13 protein-coding genes are annotated in these 17,669 nt (G+C 65.7%); 1 reads left to right on the forward strand and 12 read right to left on the reverse strand.

Annotation, left to right across the window (positions count from 1 at the left end):
• Positions 1–3: 3 nt before the first annotated feature.
• The 10 genes from CEY05_RS27895 to CEY05_RS27940 form a co-directional block, all read right to left on the reverse strand.
• The gene (locus CEY05_RS27895; RefSeq protein WP_088600541.1) at positions 4–1,212 is read right to left on the reverse strand and encodes an aminotransferase class I/II-fold pyridoxal phosphate-dependent enzyme; all 1,209 of its coding nucleotides are present in this window, start codon (positions 1,210–1,212) and stop codon (positions 4–6) included.
• Positions 1,213–1,352: 140 nt separating this feature from the next.
• Complete coding sequence (locus CEY05_RS27900) at positions 1,353–2,369, reverse strand: amino acid ABC transporter substrate-binding protein (protein ID WP_088600542.1); 1,017 nt, start codon at positions 2,367–2,369, stop codon at positions 1,353–1,355.
• 264 nt (positions 2,370–2,633) lie between these two features.
• Positions 2,634–3,365 (reverse strand): FadR/GntR family transcriptional regulator, encoded by a 732-nt coding sequence (locus CEY05_RS27905; protein WP_088600543.1) that lies wholly within the window; start codon positions 3,363–3,365, stop codon positions 2,634–2,636.
• A 341-nt stretch (positions 3,366–3,706) separates the two neighbouring features.
• Positions 3,707–4,621 carry a 5-dehydro-4-deoxyglucarate dehydratase gene (gene kdgD, locus CEY05_RS27910; protein WP_088600544.1) on the reverse strand — a complete coding sequence of 305 codons (915 nt, stop codon included), beginning with the start codon at positions 4,619–4,621 and terminating at the stop codon, positions 3,707–3,709.
• Positions 4,622–4,782: 161 nt separating this feature from the next.
• A complete protein-coding gene (locus tag CEY05_RS27915; RefSeq protein ID WP_088600545.1) occupies positions 4,783–6,369 on the reverse strand; it encodes an aldehyde dehydrogenase (NADP(+)) in 1,587 nt (528 codons plus the stop codon).
• 162 nt (positions 6,370–6,531) lie between these two features.
• The gene (locus CEY05_RS27920; protein WP_088600546.1) at positions 6,532–7,776 is read right to left on the reverse strand and encodes a putative Na+/H+ antiporter; all 1,245 of its coding nucleotides are present in this window, start codon (positions 7,774–7,776) and stop codon (positions 6,532–6,534) included.
• 137 nt (positions 7,777–7,913) lie between these two features.
• Positions 7,914–9,380 (reverse strand): amidohydrolase family protein, encoded by a 1,467-nt coding sequence (locus CEY05_RS27925; protein ID WP_088600547.1) that lies wholly within the window; start codon positions 9,378–9,380, stop codon positions 7,914–7,916.
• Between the two features lie 113 nt (positions 9,381–9,493).
• Positions 9,494–10,483, reverse strand: coding sequence for a tripartite tricarboxylate transporter substrate binding protein (locus tag CEY05_RS27930; protein ID WP_233161746.1), 990 nt, complete (start codon positions 10,481–10,483; stop codon positions 9,494–9,496).
• 154 nt (positions 10,484–10,637) lie between these two features.
• Positions 10,638–11,672 (reverse strand): threonine/serine dehydratase, encoded by a 1,035-nt coding sequence (locus CEY05_RS27935; protein ID WP_088600548.1) that lies wholly within the window; start codon positions 11,670–11,672, stop codon positions 10,638–10,640.
• A 3-nt stretch (positions 11,673–11,675) separates the two neighbouring features.
• A complete protein-coding gene (locus tag CEY05_RS27940; RefSeq protein ID WP_088600549.1) occupies positions 11,676–12,671 on the reverse strand; it encodes an N-carbamoyl-D-amino-acid hydrolase in 996 nt (331 codons plus the stop codon).
• Between the two features lie 332 nt (positions 12,672–13,003).
• Between CEY05_RS27940 and CEY05_RS27945 the strand changes: the two genes are divergently transcribed.
• Positions 13,004–13,942: a LysR family transcriptional regulator gene (locus CEY05_RS27945; RefSeq protein WP_088600723.1), complete on the forward strand. Its 939-nt coding sequence runs from the start codon at positions 13,004–13,006 to the stop codon at positions 13,940–13,942.
• Positions 13,943–13,967: 25 nt separating this feature from the next.
• Here CEY05_RS27945 and CEY05_RS27950 read toward each other — a convergent pair whose 3' ends face one another.
• Both CEY05_RS27950 and CEY05_RS27955 read right to left on the reverse strand, forming a co-directional pair.
• Positions 13,968–16,355 (reverse strand): TonB-dependent receptor, encoded by a 2,388-nt coding sequence (locus tag CEY05_RS27950; protein ID WP_088600550.1) that lies wholly within the window; start codon positions 16,353–16,355, stop codon positions 13,968–13,970.
• 204 nt (positions 16,356–16,559) lie between these two features.
• A complete protein-coding gene (locus tag CEY05_RS27955; protein WP_088600551.1) occupies positions 16,560–17,651 on the reverse strand; it encodes a FecR family protein in 1,092 nt (363 codons plus the stop codon).
• Between the last annotated feature and the right edge of the window lie 18 nt (positions 17,652–17,669).

A 17,669-nucleotide genomic window follows, 5' to 3' on the forward strand; every position in this document is an offset into this window, starting at 1 on the left:
GGTTCAGCCCGCCATCAGTTTGCCGACCGCCACGGCCAGCCGGTCCATGCCTTGCTCGATGGTTGCGGTCGAGGTGGCGAACGAGAAGCGGACATAGGGCGACAGTCCGTACGAACCGCCGTCGATGACGGCCACGCCGGCTTCGCGCAGGAAGAACAGGCTGACGTCGAGGTCGTTCTTCAGTTCGCCGGCCGGACCCTGGCGGCCGATAAGGCCGCCCACGTTGGCGTAGACGTAGAACGCGCCATCGGGCGTGGCGCAGGAGATGCCGGGGATGTCGTTCAGGCGGCGCACGATGAGGTCGCGGCGTTGCTTGAAGATCGCCACCATTTCGCCCACGCTGGCCTGGTCGCCTTCCAGCGCGGCCTGCGCGGCGGCTTGGGAAATGGCACTGGCGCAGCTGGTGCTTTGCGAAATCACCGTGCTCATGGCCTTGATCAGTTCGGCCGGGCCGGCACCGTAGCCGACGCGCCAGCCAGTCATGGCATAGGCCTTGGACATGCCGTTGATCACCAGCGTGCGCGGCTTCAGCGCGGGTTCGACCTGCACCGGCGAAGCGAACGGTTCGCCGCTGTAGCAGAAGGGCGCGTAGATCTCGTCGCTGAGTATCCAGACCTGTGGGTGGCGCAGCAGCACTTCGGTCAGCCCGCGCATCTCGGCCTGGCTGTAGACGGCGCCGCTGGGATTGCTGGGCGAATTCAGGATCAACCAGCGCGTGCGCGGCGTGATGGCGGCTTCCAGGCTGGCGGGTGTCAGTTTGAATTGCTGCGATTCAGGGCATTGGACGACGACCGGCTTACCTTCGGCCAGCAGCACCATGTCGGGATACGAGACCCAGAACGGCGCGGGCACGATCACCTCGTCGCCGGCTTCCAGGCTGGCGGTCAGGGCCGCGCCGATGATCTGCTTGGCGCCCGCGCCGACGGTGATCTCGTCCAGGCCGTACTGCACGCCCAGGCTGTCGGCCAGGTACTTGGCGATGGCTTTGCGCAGGCCCAAGGTGCCATTCGGGCTGGTGTAGCGGATGTCGCCGCGCGCGATGGCCTCCTGGCCCGCCCGCGCGATGTGCTCCGGCGTATTCATGTCGGGCTCGCCCAGCGTGAAGTCGGCGATCTCGCGGCCTTCGCGGCGGAGTTCGTCGACGACGATCTTGGCGGCCATGCTGGGGGAAGGTTTGATCTGTTTGAGGCGGGCGTTGACGATGCTGTTCATGGTGATGCGAGGAGATGTGGCGGTGAGACAGGCGCAGTGGCGGCGGTATGGCGGTATGGCGTTTCTGCGCTTGGCGTTGCGGCGCGGTAGAACGGCAATGGCCGCCCGGCTTCGAGGCGGGCGGCCAATGGGAGGGAAACTTAACGAACGGGCCAGCCGTACATCAGGCCGCCCTGGGTCCACAGGCGGTTCAGGCCACGCTCCAGCTTCAGCGGGCTGTCCTTGCCCATCGCGCGGTCATAGCTTTCGCCGTAGTTGCCGACCTGCTTGATGATGTTGTAGGCCCACTTGTCGTCCACGCCCAGGTTCTTGCCCATGCCCGGAGTTACGCCCAGGATGCGCTGGACGTTGGGGTTGGTGCTCTTGAGCATGTCGTCGACGTTCTTCGAGGTGATGCCGTATTCCTCGGCTTCCAGCATGACGTTCAGCGTCCAGCGCAGCAGGTTGAACCACTGCTCGTCGCCCTGGCGGACCATGGGGCCCAGCGGCTCCTTGGACAGGTTCTCCGGCAGGATTTCCCATTCGTCAGGCTTGGCCAGACGGGTGCGCATATTGGCGGCGGTATTGGACTTGTCGTTGGTGTAGGCGTCGCAGCGGCCCGTTTCCAGCAGACGGAAGTTCTCGTCGTAGTTCTCGACCAGGACCGGCTTGAAGCTGATCTTGTTGGCACGGAAATAGTCGGCCAGGTTCAGTTCGGTGGTGGTGCCGGGCTGCACGCAGATGGTGGCGCCGTCCAGATCCTTGATGCTCTTGGCGCCGAGCGACTTCTTCACCAGGACGCCTTGCGCGTCGTAGAAGTTCACGCCCACGCCGATCAGGCCCAGGGTGGTGTCACGCGCCAGGGTCAGGGTGGTGTTGCGCGACAGCATGTCGATTTCACCGGACTGCAGGGCGGTGAACTTGGCCTGGGCGGTCAGCACATTGCCCTTGACCTTGGACGCGTCGCCGAACATGGCTGCGGCCACGGCGCGGCACATGTCCACGTCGATACCGGTCCATTCGCCCTTGCTGTCGAGCACCGAGAAGCCCGGGATGCCGGCGAAACCGCACTGCACGAAACCTTTTTTCTTGACGTTGTCGAAGGTCGTGCCGGCATGGGCGGCGCCCGCGACGCACAGCAAACCTGCCGCCAGGGCGGTGCTCAGAAACTTACGCATGGAACTGTTCTCCCGAGGAGGAATAGATACGGCTTAGTTGTATGACAGGTGTGGTCGTAACAGCGAAGGGCGTCAGCAGGGCTTTTTTGCCCTGAATGCGTGCCAGACACCGTGCGACGGGACGAACAGGCACAAAAAAGGGGATGCCGGCGTTGCGGGCACTCCCCTGGTCTTGCTCGCTCATCATTTATATGATGGCAGCCATCATACAGGTTTGTAATCAGGAATTACCCGAATTCCGGCTGAATGGTCCAGTTGCGTTGCTCAGTTGCGTTGATCCGCCGGCTGCGACAGCAGCTTGCGGTACCGGGCGATGCTGTCGCCCAGGTGCCGTGACATGGCCGCGCGGGCAGCGCCCGGGTCGCGCCGCATGATGGCGGTGAGGATGGCCTCGTGCTCCAACGCGTTGCGGGCCTCGTAGGCTTCCAGTTCGGCGGGGGTCTTGCCGCCATGCTTGATGTTCAGGTCCAGCATGACGTCGCGCACCGCGGCCTGCAGCAGCGCGGCGAAGTGGGGGTTGTTGGAGGCGCGCGCGATGGCGATATGGAATTCGTAATCGGCCTTGACCGCGGCGACCATGTCGCGCGACGCCCGGTTGAAGGCGTCGAAAGCCTCGACGATGGCGCTCAGTTCGGCGGCGGAACGACGCTCCGCCGCCAGTCCACAGGCCTCGATTTCCAGGCCGGCGCGCAGTTCCATGATGTGCAGGGCCCAGCGGGCGTCGGTGGTGGAGGGCTCCACTACGAAGTCGATGGGTTTTTCGCGGTCTTCCGTCACGAATATGCCGATGCCCGGCTTGCTCACCAGCTGCCCGCTCAGGCGCATCGACGCCACGGCTTCGCGCACGACGGTGCGGCTGACCTGGAATTCCTGGCACAGCGCGTGTTCCGAGGGCAGCTTGTCGCCCGCCCGGTAGGTACGGTCATCGAGGCGCTTGCTCAGCGCTTCGATGACGACGTCCGTCAGGCGCGAGCGCGGGCGGGAGGGATTTTCCATGGGCGGTGATTCTTCGGCGTCGCAGGCAGCGGCGCGGGGGGAAGCGTGGGTATTGCGGACGAGGCGTGAAGGCCGGCCGGGCGAAGTACGAGTGAGATGATAACGCCAGTGACTGTATGACAACATACAGGTCTTCCCGCACATCGGCGCCGATTTGTTTACAGGGTCGGCGCAAACGAACAAAGGCCGTCCCTGGGGACGGCCTTTGTGCTACCGCTTCGGTGCTGCCTGGAGCCGGGTAAAAAACCCGAATCTCATCGAGAACACCGCGGAGCCGGATCCTCCGGTCCGCCGGTGTCGCCCCCTGGGGGGCCGCGCACCGCGCGGTACGGGGGGCCCTATCACTGTGCGCCGAGTTTCTTGATCAGGGCGCCCAGCATTTCCTCTTCTTCACCGGTCAGGTCGGTCAGCGGCGCGCGCACCGGGCCCGCGTCGTGGCCGACCAGCTTGGCGCCGGCCTTGACGATGCTGACGGCGTAGCCGGCCTTGCGGTTGCGGATGTCCAGGTAGGGCAGGAAGAAGTCGTCGATCAGCTTGTCGCAGGCAGCGAGGTTGCCGCTGGACAGGGCCTTGTAGAAATCCATCGCCGTCTTGGGGATGAAGTTGAACACGGCCGACGAGTAGACCGGCACGCCCAGCGCGCGGTAAGCGGCGGCGTAGACTTCAGCAGTGGGCAGGCCGCCCAGGTAGGAGAAACGGTCGCCCATCTTGCGGCGGATCGTCACCATGGCTTCGATGTCGCCCACGCCGTCCTTGAAACCGATCAGGTTGGGGCACTTGTCGGCCAGGCGCTGCAGCTGGGCGGCGCCCAGGCGCGAGTTGGCGCGGTTGTAGACGATGACGCCGATCTTGACGGACTTGCAGACCTGCTCGACGTGAGCGGCGATACCGTCTTGCGACGCTTCGGTCAGGTAGTGCGGCAGCAGCAGGATGCCCTTGGCGCCTTGGCGCTCGGCTTCCTGGGCGTATTGAATGGCGGTGCGGGTGGGGCCGCCGGCGCCGGCCAGGATGGGTACCTTGCCCTGGCAGGTTTGCACGGCGGTGCGGACCACGTCCGAATATTCCTGCGGGGCCAGCGAGAAGAACTCGCCCGTGCCGCCGGCGGCGAACAGCGCGGTCGCGCCGTAGGGGGCCAGCCACTCCAGGCGGGCAGCGTAAGACTTGGCGTTGAAGTCACCGTTCTTGTCGAAGTCGGTAACCGGGAAGGACAGCAGGCCGTCCGAGACGATGGTTTTGAGTTCCTGCGGCGTGGTCATGATGGAGTCCGTCTGGAGTAAAGGTGAGAGCCGATCAATACCGTAGTCGGGCACTGATGTATGTCATCGTACAACATACTTGGCTGGATTAAAACCGTTAATTCGTTTGCTCGGGCCAGGCGTCCATTTCCGTTGCGGGAACAGGACGCCTGGGCGGACGCTTACTCGGCCGGAGTCAGCTTGCCGTCCACCAGGCGGGTCAGGCCCAGCGGATTGGCTTGCTTGATCCAGTCAGGCAACAGCGCGTCCGGCAGGTTCTGATAGCTGACGGGGCGCAGGAAACGGCGGATGGCGGTGGCGCCGACCGAGGTGGTGGCGGCGTTGGACGTGGCGGGGAAGGGGCCGCCATGGACCATGGCATGGCTGACTTCCACCCCGGTGGGGTAGCCGTTGGCGAGGATGCGGCCGGCCTTGCGTTCCAGCACCGGCAGCAGCGCGCGGGCGTCGGCTTCATCGGCGGCATCGACGAACAGGGTGGCCGTCAATTGGCCTTCCAGGTGTTCGGCGACCTTGCGCACTTCAGCGAGATCCTTGCATGCGACGACCAGGGAGGCGGGACCGAAGACTTCCGCTTCCAGCTCGCGATGGCCCAGGAAGCGTTCGGCATCGGTGCCGAACACCACGGGACCGGCGGCGCTGGCGGCCGGATTCGATGCAGCGCCACGGCCCAGCGTCTTGACGCAGGCATTGCCGGCCAGGGCGGCTTCGCCCTCGGCATAGGCCGAGAAGATACCCGGCGTGAGCATGGTGGCCGCGCCTTTGGCTTCCACGGCCTTGGCGGCGGCCTGGCGGAAGCGTTCGAGGTCGGGGCCTTCGATGCCGATCACCAGGCCGGGGTTGGTGCAGAACTGGCCGACGCCCATCACCAGGGAATCGACGAAGCCCTGGGCGATGGTGTCGGCGCGAGCCTTCAGCGCGGCCGGCAGCAGGAAGACCGGGTTGATGCTGGACATCTCGGCGTAGACCGGGATGGGTTCGGGGCGTGCATTGGCCGCGGCCAGCAGGGCCAGGCCGCCTCGGCGCGAGCCGGTGAAGCCGATGGCCTTGACGGCGGGGTGTTCCGCCAGCGCGGTGCCGATTTCATTGCCGGCGCCGAACAGCAGCGAGAACGTGCCTTCCGGCAGGCCGTGCTTGGCGACGGCTTTCTGGATGGCCAGACCGACCATTTCAGCGGTGCCCGGGTGGGCGTTGTGCGCCTTGACGATGACCGGGCAACCCGCGGCCAGGGCGGATGCGGTATCGCCGCCGGCCACCGAGAAGGCCAGCGGGAAGTTGCTGGCGCCGAAGACCACGACCGGGCCCAGCGGCACATTGGCCAGGCGCAGGTCCACGCGCGGCAGGGGCTGGCGTTCCGGTTGGGCGGGGTCGATGGTGGCGTCCAGGAAGTAGCCGTCGCGCACCACGCGGGCGAACAGGCGCAACTGGCCGACGGTGCGGCCACGCTCACCCTGCAGGCGGGCCAGCGGCAGGCCGGTTTCCAGGTGGGTGCGTTCGATCAGGGCATCGCCCAGCGCCAGGATGTTCTCGGCGATGGTTTCGAGGAATTGCGCGCGGGTCTCCAGCGGCACGTTGCGGTAGACATCGAACGCGTCCTGGGCCAGGGCGGCGGCGCGCTGGACGTCGTCACGGGTGCCCGCGGGGAAAGCGGGTTCCAGCTTGACGCCGCGGGCCGGGTCGATGGCGTGCAGGTCGCGGCCGGTGCCGCGCACGGCCGATGCGCCGATCAACATGGATCCGGTGAGGTTCATGCATATCTCCGAGATAAGCGCGCGCCGGCGTCAGGCCGGCGCGAGTAGGGGAATGGGGAAGGACGATGCCCGGGGTAGCCGGACCGTTGCGCCAACGGGGCAAGCGCCACGGGTGGCTGCCTCGTATGTCATCGTACAACAATGAATGGCAGCGCTCAATCCTCAGAGCAGGAACAGCGCGGCCATGGCGATGCAGGTGGGTACCAGCGCGCCCAGGAACAGGCCGCCCATGCTGACCGACTCGTCGCGGAAGTTGCCGCGTAGCAGGGACACGCCCGCGGGGTTGGGGGCATTGGCGATGACGGTAAGGCCGCCGCCGGCCACGGCGCCGGCGACCAGCATGTACTTGGCCTGGTCGGAAATGCCCTCGATCAGCGAGCCCAGGTAAGTCAGTGCGGCATTGTCGGTGATGGCCGTCAGGGCCGTGGCGCTGAAGAACAGCACCTTGGGCTCCAGCGCGCTGACGATGGGCTGCAGCCACCATTGCTGCATGCCGCCCAGCACCACCAGGCCCGCCAGGAAGAAGCCGACCAGCAAGGCCTCGCGGATGATCAGGCGGTCCTGGCTTTGCTGGTACGCCTGGGTGTAGCCGATGAAGAACAGGAACAGGCCCATGAAGATGATGGGGTGATGCGCCATCAGCACCACCGCGGCCAGGAAGATAAGGTGCACGACGATGGCCGTGGTGGAGACCGGCCGCGCCGTGGCCTTGCTGGCCGAGGTATCGGTCGAACGCAGATGCGCCCGCAGCACCAGGGTCGCCAGGGTGCCGTTGATCACCACCGCCACCGCGGACTTCCAACCGAAATGCTGCAGCATGAATGCCGTGTCCCAGCCCCAGGTATGGGCCACGATCAGCACAGGCGGCGCGGCGTAGGACGTCAGCGTGCCGCCGATGGAGATGTTTACGAACAGCACGCCCAGCGCGATGTACTTCAGGCGTTCCGGCATGTGCTTGTGGAACACCTGGGGCGCCAGCATCAGCGCCGCGATGGTCATGGCGGCCGGCTCCGTGATCAGGGAGCCGAGCAGAGGCACCAGGCTCAGGCACAGCCAGGCCTTGGCGGTGGCAGTGGGCACGGGCAGCCAGCGCGCGATGGTGTCCACGCCGCGCATCACCGCCGTCAGCACGGGCAGCGAAGCGGCGATGACCATCACCACGAAGACGAAGGCCGGTTCCGTATAGTTGCGTGTTTCCGCGTACTGCAGGGCGTCCGCGCCGCTGCCGACGATGGCCATGACGATCAGCAGCACACCGGCCCAGAAACCGAAGACCACTTCCACTTCGCCCAGCAGGTGCAGCAGCCCGCTATGACGGCCGTTCTTGTGTGCCGCCTTGAGGAACAAGGGCGCGCAGAAAGTGTGCAGCAGCGCGACCGCGAACAGCGCGGCCGCGACGTAGTTCATCGTCGGCACTCGGGGATTTCCTTTTCTTCCATTCGTGATCCGTCACGAGGCGCGCGGATCGCGCGGCACCGTGCGCATCGTCTCAGAAAGCGGTCAGGAAGTGTACCAGCGGATGTTTTTACGCTTCGGCCCGTAATTTACGCTTGCCCGGGCCGGACCACCGCGCCCGTGCGCGACCCGGTGCTGGCGCCGTCACGCCAGGCCATGGCGCCGTTGACCAGGACGCAGTCTATGCCCTTGGCCTGGCGCGTGGGCGATGACCAGGTGGCGGTGTCGGCGATGGTGGCGGGGTCGAAGATCACGATGTCGGCGTAGTTGCCGGTCTGCAGCAGGCCCCGTTCGGGCAGGCGGAAATAGCCCGCCGTCATGCCGGTCATCTTGTGCACGGCCTCTTCCAGCGTGAACAGCTGCATTTCACGGCAGTAGTAGCCCAGCACGCGCGGGAAGGTGCCCCACAGGCGCGGATGCGGCGCGGGGTCGTGCGGCATGCCGTCCGACCCGATCATGGTGCCGGGATAGGCCAGGATGCGTTCGACGTCGCGTTCGTCCATGATGAAGTAGATGGCGCCTGCCGGCTGCAGGGCGTCGACCGCTTCCTCGGCCGTCACGCCCATGTCCGCGGCAATCTTGTCCAGGTCCCAGCCGGCATATTGCGGCAACGGCTTCGACTTGGTGACGATGACGCGGCTGGACACGGCCAGGCGGTCCTTGCGCAGGATGGTCGAGCCGGCGACGTAAGGGTAGGCGTCCAGCCGTACGGGTTGGCGTTCGGCGGCCGCGGCGATGTGGGCCAGGGTCTGCACCGAACGGCCGTGGTTCTTCGGCCCTATCAGTTTGTGATGCGACACCAGCACGGGCGCTTGGCCGGCGGCGCCCACTGCGAACGCTTCGTCCAGCGCCGCGAAAATCTGGTCGGCCTCGTCGCGGATGTGGCTGGCATAGATGCCGCCGTGCTCGCGCAGCACCTGCGCCACGCCCATCAATTCTTCCGTGGTGGCCGGCATGGCGGTGGGATACGCCGTGCCCGTGGACAGGCCGATGGCGCCGGCCTGCATGGCTTCGCGCAACAGGTCCTGCATGTGGGCGATTTCAGCGTCGTTGGCCGGGCGGTCCAGGTCGTCCATGGCGGCCGCGCGCAGCGAGGTGTGGCCCACCAGGCAGGCGGCGTTGACCGCTGGAGGATGGCGTTCCAGGTTTTCCAGGTAGGCGGCAAAGGTGACGAACGGAAAATCCGCCGTGTCCGTGCTCAGCAGATTGATGGGGGCGGGTACTTCCTGGCGCTTGCCGGGCAGCCACGGCGCCTGGCTCAAGCCGCAATTGCCGGTCACCACGGTGGTGACACCCTGGCTCAGCTTGGCCGGCATCGCGGGGTCGGTGATCAGGTAGCGATCGTCATGCGTGTGGGAATCGATGAAGCCGGGCGTCACGGCCTTGCCGGTGGCATCGATCACCAGGTCCGCGGTGCCTGCCGCCAGATCACCGATGGCGACGATGCGCTGGCCGGTGATGGCCAGGTCCGCCGCGTAACGGGGCGCGCCGGAACCGTCGACCAGCGTGCCGCCGCGAATGAGGATGTCGTAGTGAGTCTGAGTGGGGCTGGGCATGAAACTTATCCAGAAAATGAAGCGCCGTCGGGACCGGGGCTGTAGACAGTCCCTCAAGTCGGCGACGGCGCGGGCGGCATGGAAAGGTCGACGTGGACGTCGCTACCGTTCGATCAGTCGATGTGAACGTCGGCGTCCTTGATCACCTTGGCCCAGACCGGACGTTCTTCATGGGCGATGTCGAACAGGGCCTGGCGCGGCTTGATGATGGGCACATAGGCCAGGGTCTTCAGCTTGGCCTGCACTTCCGGCTCGGCCAGCGCCTTGTTGATGGCGGCGTTCAACCAGTCCAGGATCTTGGGGTCGGTACCGGCGGGTGCCACGTAGCCGGTCCAGGCGACAGCCTTGTAGCCCTTCAGGCCCAGTTCATCCAGGGTCGGCAGGTTGGGCAACAGGGGATCGCGCGTGGCGCCGGTGACGGCCAGCGGGATGACCTTGCCTTGATCCATGAAGTTGGCGATCGACGAGATGTTGTCGAACACCATGTCGGCTTCGCCGCGCAACACGGCCAGATCGGCCTCGACGCCGCCCTTGTAGGGGACGTGCATCATCTTGACGCCGGCCATGGTGCCGAACATCGCCGCGCTCAGGTGGCCCGTGGTGCCGTTGCCGCCGGAGGAGAACACCAGCTTGCCGGGCTCTTTCTTGCCCAGGGCGATCAGGTCGGCGACCGTCTTCACGCCCAGGGTGGGACGCACCGCCAGCACATTCTGCACGGAACCGGTCAGGGCCACGGGCGCCAGCTGCTTGTCGGCGTCATAAGGCAGCTTGGAGTACAGCGACTGGTTGATGGCCAGCGTGGCCACGTTGGCGAAGGCCAGCGTGTAGCCGTCGGCGGGCTGGTTGGCGACGTACTGGGTACCGATGATGCCGGAGGCGCCCACTTTGTTCTGCACGACGAAATTGCCGCCGGTGTCCTTGCTGATGACCGATGCCAGCAGGCGGGTCACGATGTCCGGCGTGGTGCCCGTGTTGAACGGGACGACGATGGTGACCGGGCGATCGGGGTATTCGGCGTGCGCGGCGACGGGCAGGGCGGCAGCGGCGACGACGCTACCAGCGGTGAGCAGGCGCGCGGCGCGGCGCATGAAGGATGACGGCATGATGGATTTCCTTGGACTGTTATAGAAGTTTTGGGCGGCGCGCCCCCTACGAGTGGCGCGCCTGGACTAACGAAATGTGCTGCGAAAAAAAGGGAATGTCAGGGTTGCTGCGAAATTCGCGGATATCGATCCAATGAGGGTTTCGATGCGGGTTTCAGTTCCCCTCACCGGCGATGCGCGTGAGCAGGGGCAGGTCGATGTTGCCGCCCGACAGGACGATGACGCTGTCCTTGCCTTGCGTGGAGATATGGCCCGCCAGCAAGGCCGCCAGCGCTACCGCGCCGCCGGGTTCGACCACCAGGCGCAGTTCATCCAGGGCGAAGCGGATGGCCGCCTCGACTTCTTCATCGGTCACGGCGACCGCCGCGTCCAGGCGGCGGCCGTTGATGGCCCAGGGCAGTTCGGCCGGGATGGCGGCCATCAGCGCATCGCTCAGCGTTTGCGCGCCCGGGACATTCGGCACGCGCTTGCCTTCGGCCAGCGACTGCACGGTATCGTCATAGCCGGCCGGTTCGGCCACCACCTGGCGCGCATGCGGCGCCAGGGCTTGCAGGGCCAGGGCGCAGCCTGCCGCCATGCCGCCGCCGCCGCAGGGCGTGGCGAACAGGCCAAGATTTTGCAGGGCCGCGGGCGGCAGGTCGTGCAGCGCTTCCAGCGCCAACGTGCCTTGCGCGGCCAGCACGTCAGGATGATCGCCGGGCGGTACCAGGACGGCGCCGGTTTCTTCCAGCAGCCGCATGCCTATGATTTCGCGGCTTTCACGAGTACGGTCGTACTGCACCACCTGGGCACCGTGGCGGCGGGCTTTTTCCACCTTGTTGGCGGGTGCATCGACCGGCATGACGATGGTGGCGGGTATGCCCAGGGTGCGCGCGGCCCAGGCGACGGCCTGGCCATGGTTGCCCGTCGAGTAGGCCACCACGCCGCGGGCACGTTGGGCCGGGTCCAGGTTGAGCAAGGCATTGAAAGCGCCACGGGCCTTGAACGAACCGGTGATTTGCAGGTTCTCCAGCTTCAGCCAGACCGGTGCGCCCGCCAGTTCGTCCAGCTTGGGCGAACGCAGCAGCGCGGTGCGGCGCACGTAGGGCGCGATGCGGTCGGCGGCGGCCAGCACGTCTTCATAGCCCGGCACGCGCAGGGTGCCCAGCATTTCATGCTCGATGGTGGAGGGTAGGGGCGTCAGGTTCATGATTCAGGCCTTGGAGGGCGTCCACAGCGCCGGCGCCACGCTGCCGGTCTGTTCCGTGATGCGGGCGTAGGCTTCGGGGCGGCGATGCTTTTCGAAATTGAAAACCGTGGTCCGGCCCAGTTCGCACATGTCCAGGTTGCAGTCCGCCACGATCAGTTCGTCATCCCACGAGGTCGCCATGGCGATGATTTCTCCTTGCGGGTTGACGATGATGGAGTGGCCGAACAGTTCGAAGCCATCTTCCTTGCCGGCCTTGGCCACCGCCACGCCGAAGCAGGCGTTCTGGTAGCAACCGGACTGGATGGCAAGTTGCGAGTGCGCCACGCGCAGGTGATGCGCTTCGAAACCGCGGTTGTCCTGGTTCACCGCGGGCGTGTTGTAGCCCAGCAAGACCAGTTCGACCTGCTGCAGGCCCAGCACGCGCCAGGCTTCGGGCCAACGGCGGTCGTTGCAGATCAGCATGCCCAGGTTGACTTCCAGGCCGGCCTTGCCGACGGGGGCGCGCACGACCGGGAAGCCCAGGTTGCCGACTTCGAAATAGCGCTTTTCCAGATGCTGCACCTTGCGGTGCTCGGCGAACTCCGCGTGGCCGGGAAGGTGGACCTTGCGGTACTTCAGGATGACCTCGCCGTTGGGGGCGATGATGACGGCCGTGTTGAAGCGGCGTTTGCGCACCACACCCTGCTCGTCGGCCTCATGGGCGATTTCCGCGTAGCCCAGGTAGATGGTGATGCCGTAGCGGCGGATGGCGTCGAACAGCGGCTGGGTTTCGACCGACGGCAAGGTCTTCTCATACCAGTGATCGGCTTCGTCCAGGTTTTCCGTGTACCAGCGGGGGAAGAAGGTGGTCAGTGCCAGTTCCGGGAACACGACGACTTCGGCGCCACGTTGATGGGCGCGCTCCAGCAGGCGCAACATGCGGCCCACGGCCACCTCGCGGCCCTCCGACTTCTGTATTGGGCCGAGCTGGGCGGCGGCGACGGTAATGTTGCGGGACATGGCAGACGGTTCCTGATGGCTTTTGGGGCTTTGTTGCGAGAAGAATGGCCCGTCGCCCCGGGGCTGTAAATCTAAGGGTAGACCCTGGTGCGGTGCAGCATGGGTGCTCCTGATGAGTAGCAAGTGGCTGATAAATAATTGATTTTTTTGTAGCTGTGAGCGGGTCAGGGAAAACCCGGGTACGCATTTTGTTATAGCTTGTGAGCAATTCATCATGCGGGAGTGTCGCGTCGGCAGCACGGGCCCTGTCTCCGCGTCTGGCGGCGATCCGCGGCGCGGGCTGTTGCCGCCTACAATCCCAGGCTTGTTTCCGCATTTACTTGGACCAGACCATGGCAGGCCTGAATGCCCCGGGCGCCGCTGCTGCGCTCAGCCTGCGGCAGATCGAAGTCTTTCACGCGGTGATGCTGACGGGCTCCCTGAGCGAGGCGGGCCGCATGCTGTTCGTCACCCAGCCCGCCGTCAGCCGCATCCTGGCTTCGGCGGAGAACCGCTTGCGTTATCCCTTGTTCGAGCGGGTCAAGGGGCGTCTGCAGCCGACCCCCGAGGCACGCCGGCTGTTCGCGGAGTCCGAGCGCATCTTCGATCATGTCAACCGCTTCAACACCCTGGCGACCGGGCTGGGGTCGGGCGTCGAGGGGACCCTGAGCCTGGTTTCCAGTCCCAGCTTCAGCGAGTGGCTGATACCCCGCACCATCCAGCGCTTTCGGGAAAAGCATCCCGGCACGGCGATACGCTATCGCCCGCTGGCTTTCGACATGCTGTTGCCGCACATCCTGCTGGGCCATGCGGATTTCGGCATCGCGTCCATGTCGCCGCCCGCCAATGCCAACGTCGCTGCCGAAGAGATCGGCGCGGGCTGGCTGGGCTGTGCGATTCCGCGCGGTCATCCCCTGGCCGCGCGCTCGCGCATCCAGGCGGAAGATCTGCGTGGACATTTATTGATCGGGTATGAAGCGGAAACCCCGTTCGGCCGCCTGGCCGCGCGGTTCCTGAACTCGGGCGAAACCCCTTTGCAACCGGATATCGAAATCCGCGCAACGCCCGAGGCGCTGGCCCTGGTGCGGCAGGGCGTCGGCGTGGCCCTGATCGAATCCTTCGGCTACCACCCCGACTTCCAGCGCGACTTCGTGCTGCGCCCCACGGATCCCGTGCTGCCGCACAAGATCCAGCTGCTGCATGCGGCGAACAGTCCGCTGTCGACCACCGCACGGCGCTTCGCCACCGCCTTGCGGCAGGTGATCAAGGAAGCACCGACGGTCGCGATCTAGTGGCGGCTGGTCAGGCGCGGCTGGCTCAAAAGCGGGTGCGCAAGGCCAGCATGACGCTGCGCGGATTGCCGTAGTAACCCAGGGATTGGTAATAGGTCTTGCCGAGCACATTGTCCACGGTCAGCGTTGCGCTGGTCTTGGGGTTGATCTGGTAGCCGACCTGCATGGAAGCAGTCACGTAGCCCGGCGTGTTGACCGCGCTGCTTTTCAGGGGGCTGGAGGCCAGAATGCCGGCGCCGACATTGAATTTTTCCAGGGTGCTGCCCTGCTGGAAGCGGTAATTGCTCCAGAGCTTGATATTGTGCCTGGGCGTGACCATGGACAGGTCGTCCTGCTCGGTTTCGTAGTGCGGATCCAGATAGGTATAACCGGCGCTCAAGTCCCACCCCGGCAACGGCGAACCGGTGACTTCCGCCTCGAAGCCGTTCATGTCGACGCGGCCCGCCGCGCGGTAATAGAAGACGTCGCTGACGTAGTACGCGCGGTTGCGGTCCTGCAGCCTGAAGACGGCGGCGGACGCATTGAGCTTGCCGTCGAACATGCTGTTCTTGACGCCGGCTTCGTATTGCCGCCCGCTACGCGGCGGCAGGGCCGAGCCGCTGGCGCTGAGCTGCGACTGCGGTACGAAGATGTCCGAATAGCTGGCGTAGACGGACGTGTCCGGCGTGACCTTGTAGATCAGGCCGGCGTAGGGCGTGACCTTGTGGCTGACGTTGCCAGGCTGCTTTTCCATGTCGGGCGACGTGCCATAGTCGCCGATGCCGACATACTGCTTGTAGTTCGACACGCGGCCGCCCACCACCAGCGTCAGCGGATCGAGAATCTGCAAGCGGGCCTGGCCATAGACGCCGAACTGCTCGGTGCGGACTTTGTAGACCCCGGTATAAGGCAGCGACGGTTCCGGGATGTGGACCAGCTGGTCGAAGTCGATGGTACCGCCATCGACGTCGGAGTAGTTGTCCTTGCTGTCCAGCCTGTCGTAGTTCGCGCCGATCAAAAGGCGATGCGTGCGGCCGAATAGTTGGAACGGTCCGCTGAAGTTGACGTCCGCGCCGGCCCAGCCGAATTCCGTCTTGTCGGCGGCGGGGAAATAGCTTGCGGTGTTGTCGACCGGATCGACGTCCGTGTAGACGCCCACGTACTTGGCGTCATTGGTGGAATGGCGGTAGCGGAAGCTGGCGCGCGCCTTCCAGTCGTTCTGGAAGTTGTGGTTCAACTCGATGAACCCTTCTTCCGTGTTCTGGTGGGCGCTGGACCAGTCCGGGAAAGGATTGTCCCTGGGTGAGATGTCCAGCAGGCTGCCGTTGCTGTAGGTGGGCAGCTGCGACATGATGCCTTTGCGCACGACGCGCTGCACCGTGCCGGAGACCGACAGCAGGGTGGCGGGATCGATGTCGTATTCGACGATGCCATACAGCATCGCGGATTGCGCGTTGGAATTGCCGTAGAAGTGGTTCTGGTCGGTGCCCGAGATGACGGCGCGGCCGCGCAGGCTTTGCGATTGGTTCAGCGAGCCGGAGACGTCGAGATCCGAATGATAGTAGTCCCAGGAGCCGGCCGAGATGCTCCCCGACGCCTGGAAATCCGCAGTGGGCCGCTTGCGCGCGAAGTTCACCAGGCCGCCCGGTTCACCGCTGCCTTCCAGCAGGCCGGCGGAACCGCGGATGATTTCGATGCGGTCGTACATGGCCAGGTCGAACTGCGGCGCGCCGACGTTCAAGGAACTGTAGGAGGGAATGCCGTCCAGCTCGGACGACAAGGCATAGCCCCGCGCGAAATACTGGTTGTTCAGGTAAGGATTGTCGTTGACCTTGGTGGTGATGCCGGTCGCCTGCCGCATGGCGTCGCCGATGGTCGTCATGTTCTGGTCGTCCATCCGCTGGCGGGTGATGACGCTGACCGATTGCGGGATGTCCAGCAGCGCCGTTTCGCCCTTGCCCAGGGTGACGTTCCTGGTCGTGTAGGAGCCCGTGCCCTCGGTCCTGGCGTCGGCGGATTCCGCGGTGACGGTGACGGTGGACAGCGTCGTGGCAGATGCGCCTGGCGCGGCGCGGGTCAGCGACAGGTTGCTGCCGTTGCGCGTGAATTCGATGCCCGTGCCGGACAGCAGGCGCTGCAACGCCTGGTCGGCGGTAAGGCTGCCCGAGACCGCGGGGGCGTTCAGGCCTGCGACGATGTCCGGGGAGTAGGCCAGCGACAGGGAGTATTGATTGGCCAGCTGTATCAACGCGCTGCCCAGCGGCTGCGCGGCAAGATTGACGTAGACGGGCGCGTCTTCGGCCGGCGCGGCGTGCGCGGCGGCGCTGCAAGCCAGGCAGAGCGCGGCGGCCAGAGCCGTCAGGCCGTAGGACAGGGCGCGGCGTTGCGGCGGGGCGGCGCGTTGCGCCAGATGGTCAGCGGGGCGTAATTCCACGAAACGATTTCCAGATTCTGTGTGAGAGCGCGGTTCTTTGCCGCGTGGGTCCGAGGGGGCGTACGGTTGCGGCCCGGCCGCGAATGGCGGGGCCTCATGACACAGACGCCGAGCGAGCGCGGACCCCTGATGGAAATGACTCGGTGAATTGAAACAAGATGTATTCTTATTGTCTTTTGAGTGGCCCGGAGGCCACCCTCGCGGTCAGCGCCGCTGGATCACCAGGCGGCCATCGTCGAGATGGCGCACGCGTACCGGCGCGATCGTCGGAAGCAGGTCGAGGAAGGCCTGGGTGTTTTCGGTACTGAAGACGCCGGCGATGCGGATGTCGGCCAGTGAGGCGTCGGCCAATTGGATGGGCGTGCGGGCATAGCGGTTGATTTCGGCGACCGCCAGGGCCAGACGTGTATCGCGGAAAATCACGCGGCCCTGGCGCCAGGCCAGCAAAGCGGCGACATCCGTGGTTTCCGGCGTATTCAGGCCGCCCCCGGGCTGGCTGCGCACGGACTGCCCACCGGTCAACGCAGCTTTGTCGCGCTGCCACCATGGGCCGTTGCTGACCTCGACCGAGCCTGACTCCACGGCGACCAGGACGGTATCGGCATCCTGGCGCACGACGAAACGCGTACCGGTGACGCGGACAGTGGTGGCGCCCGCCTGGACGTAGAACGGTCTTGCGGCATTGTGGCTGACCGTGAACGCGGCTTCACCGGCGGACAGGTCGACCACGCGGCGGTCGCCGTACAGGCGCACGGTGGCATTGGTGTCGGTATTCAATTCAATGACCGAGTCGTCGGGCAGGGCGACCTGCCGCCGTTCGCCGTGGCCCGTGGCCAGGCTCTGGTCGTAGCTGGGCGTTTCCAGCCAGCGCGGCAGCGCTACGCCAGCCGCGACCGCCACGCAACAGGCGGTGCCCAGCCCCAGCCCGAATACCAGGCGCCGGCGGGGAGCAGGCGCGACGGGCCGCTGCATGCCCGGCCGTCCGCTGCCTTGCCGGGCATGATCGACATGCCCCCGAGCGGCTTGCCCCTGATCGACGTGTCCTCGATGAACCGCGCCTGGCGCCGTCCCTTCAGCCATCAGCGCCCGCAACCGGTCCGCTGGAATCCTGCCGGTCGCGTTCCAGATTCCTTGGGTGCGCAGGTATTCCTTTTCATTGGCCGGATCGGCGCGGCGCCAGGCCTCGAACCGATGGCGCTCCGAAGCGCTCATATCGTCCGAGCGGACGCGTGCGAACCAATACGCGGCGGCGTCGCGAGGATCGGTCAGGCTGTCCGGATGGATAGGTTCGGTCATGGGCTTGCAAGAGTGGGG

This window comes from Achromobacter sp. HZ34 (assembly GCF_002209485.1).
In the GTDB taxonomy this organism is placed as follows: domain Bacteria; phylum Pseudomonadota; class Gammaproteobacteria; order Burkholderiales; family Burkholderiaceae_B; genus Bordetella_C.

What these genes read in the sequence shown, in the direction of transcription:
- CEY05_RS27900 (WP_088600542.1), bottom strand. Translation starts at nt 2,369, where the DNA reads ATGCGTAAGTTTCTGAGCACCGCCCTGGCGGCAGGTTTGCTGTGCGTC.
- CEY05_RS27945 (WP_088600723.1), top strand. Translation starts at nt 13,004, where the DNA reads ATGGCAGGCCTGAATGCCCCGGGCGCCGCTGCTGCGCTCAGCCTGCGG.
- CEY05_RS27935 (WP_088600548.1), bottom strand. Translation starts at nt 11,672, where the DNA reads ATGAACCTGACGCCCCTACCCTCCACCATCGAGCATGAAATGCTGGGC.
- CEY05_RS27920 (WP_088600546.1), bottom strand. Translation starts at nt 7,776, where the DNA reads ATGAACTACGTCGCGGCCGCGCTGTTCGCGGTCGCGCTGCTGCACACT.
- CEY05_RS27895 (WP_088600541.1), bottom strand. Translation starts at nt 1,212, where the DNA reads ATGAACAGCATCGTCAACGCCCGCCTCAAACAGATCAAACCTTCCCCC.
- CEY05_RS27925 (WP_088600547.1), bottom strand. Translation starts at nt 9,380, where the DNA reads ATGCCCAGCCCCACTCAGACTCACTACGACATCCTCATTCGCGGCGGC.
- CEY05_RS27955 (WP_088600551.1), bottom strand. Translation starts at nt 17,651, where the DNA reads ATGACCGAACCTATCCATCCGGACAGCCTGACCGATCCTCGCGACGCC.
- kdgD (WP_088600544.1), bottom strand. Translation starts at nt 4,621, where the DNA reads ATGACCACGCCGCAGGAACTCAAAACCATCGTCTCGGACGGCCTGCTG.
- CEY05_RS27930 (WP_233161746.1), bottom strand. Translation starts at nt 10,483, where the DNA reads ATGCCGTCATCCTTCATGCGCCGCGCCGCGCGCCTGCTCACCGCTGGT.
- CEY05_RS27940 (WP_088600549.1), bottom strand. Translation starts at nt 12,671, where the DNA reads ATGTCCCGCAACATTACCGTCGCCGCCGCCCAGCTCGGCCCAATACAG.
- CEY05_RS27905 (WP_088600543.1), bottom strand. Translation starts at nt 3,365, where the DNA reads ATGGAAAATCCCTCCCGCCCGCGCTCGCGCCTGACGGACGTCGTCATC.
- CEY05_RS27915 (WP_088600545.1), bottom strand. Translation starts at nt 6,369, where the DNA reads ATGAACCTCACCGGATCCATGTTGATCGGCGCATCGGCCGTGCGCGGC.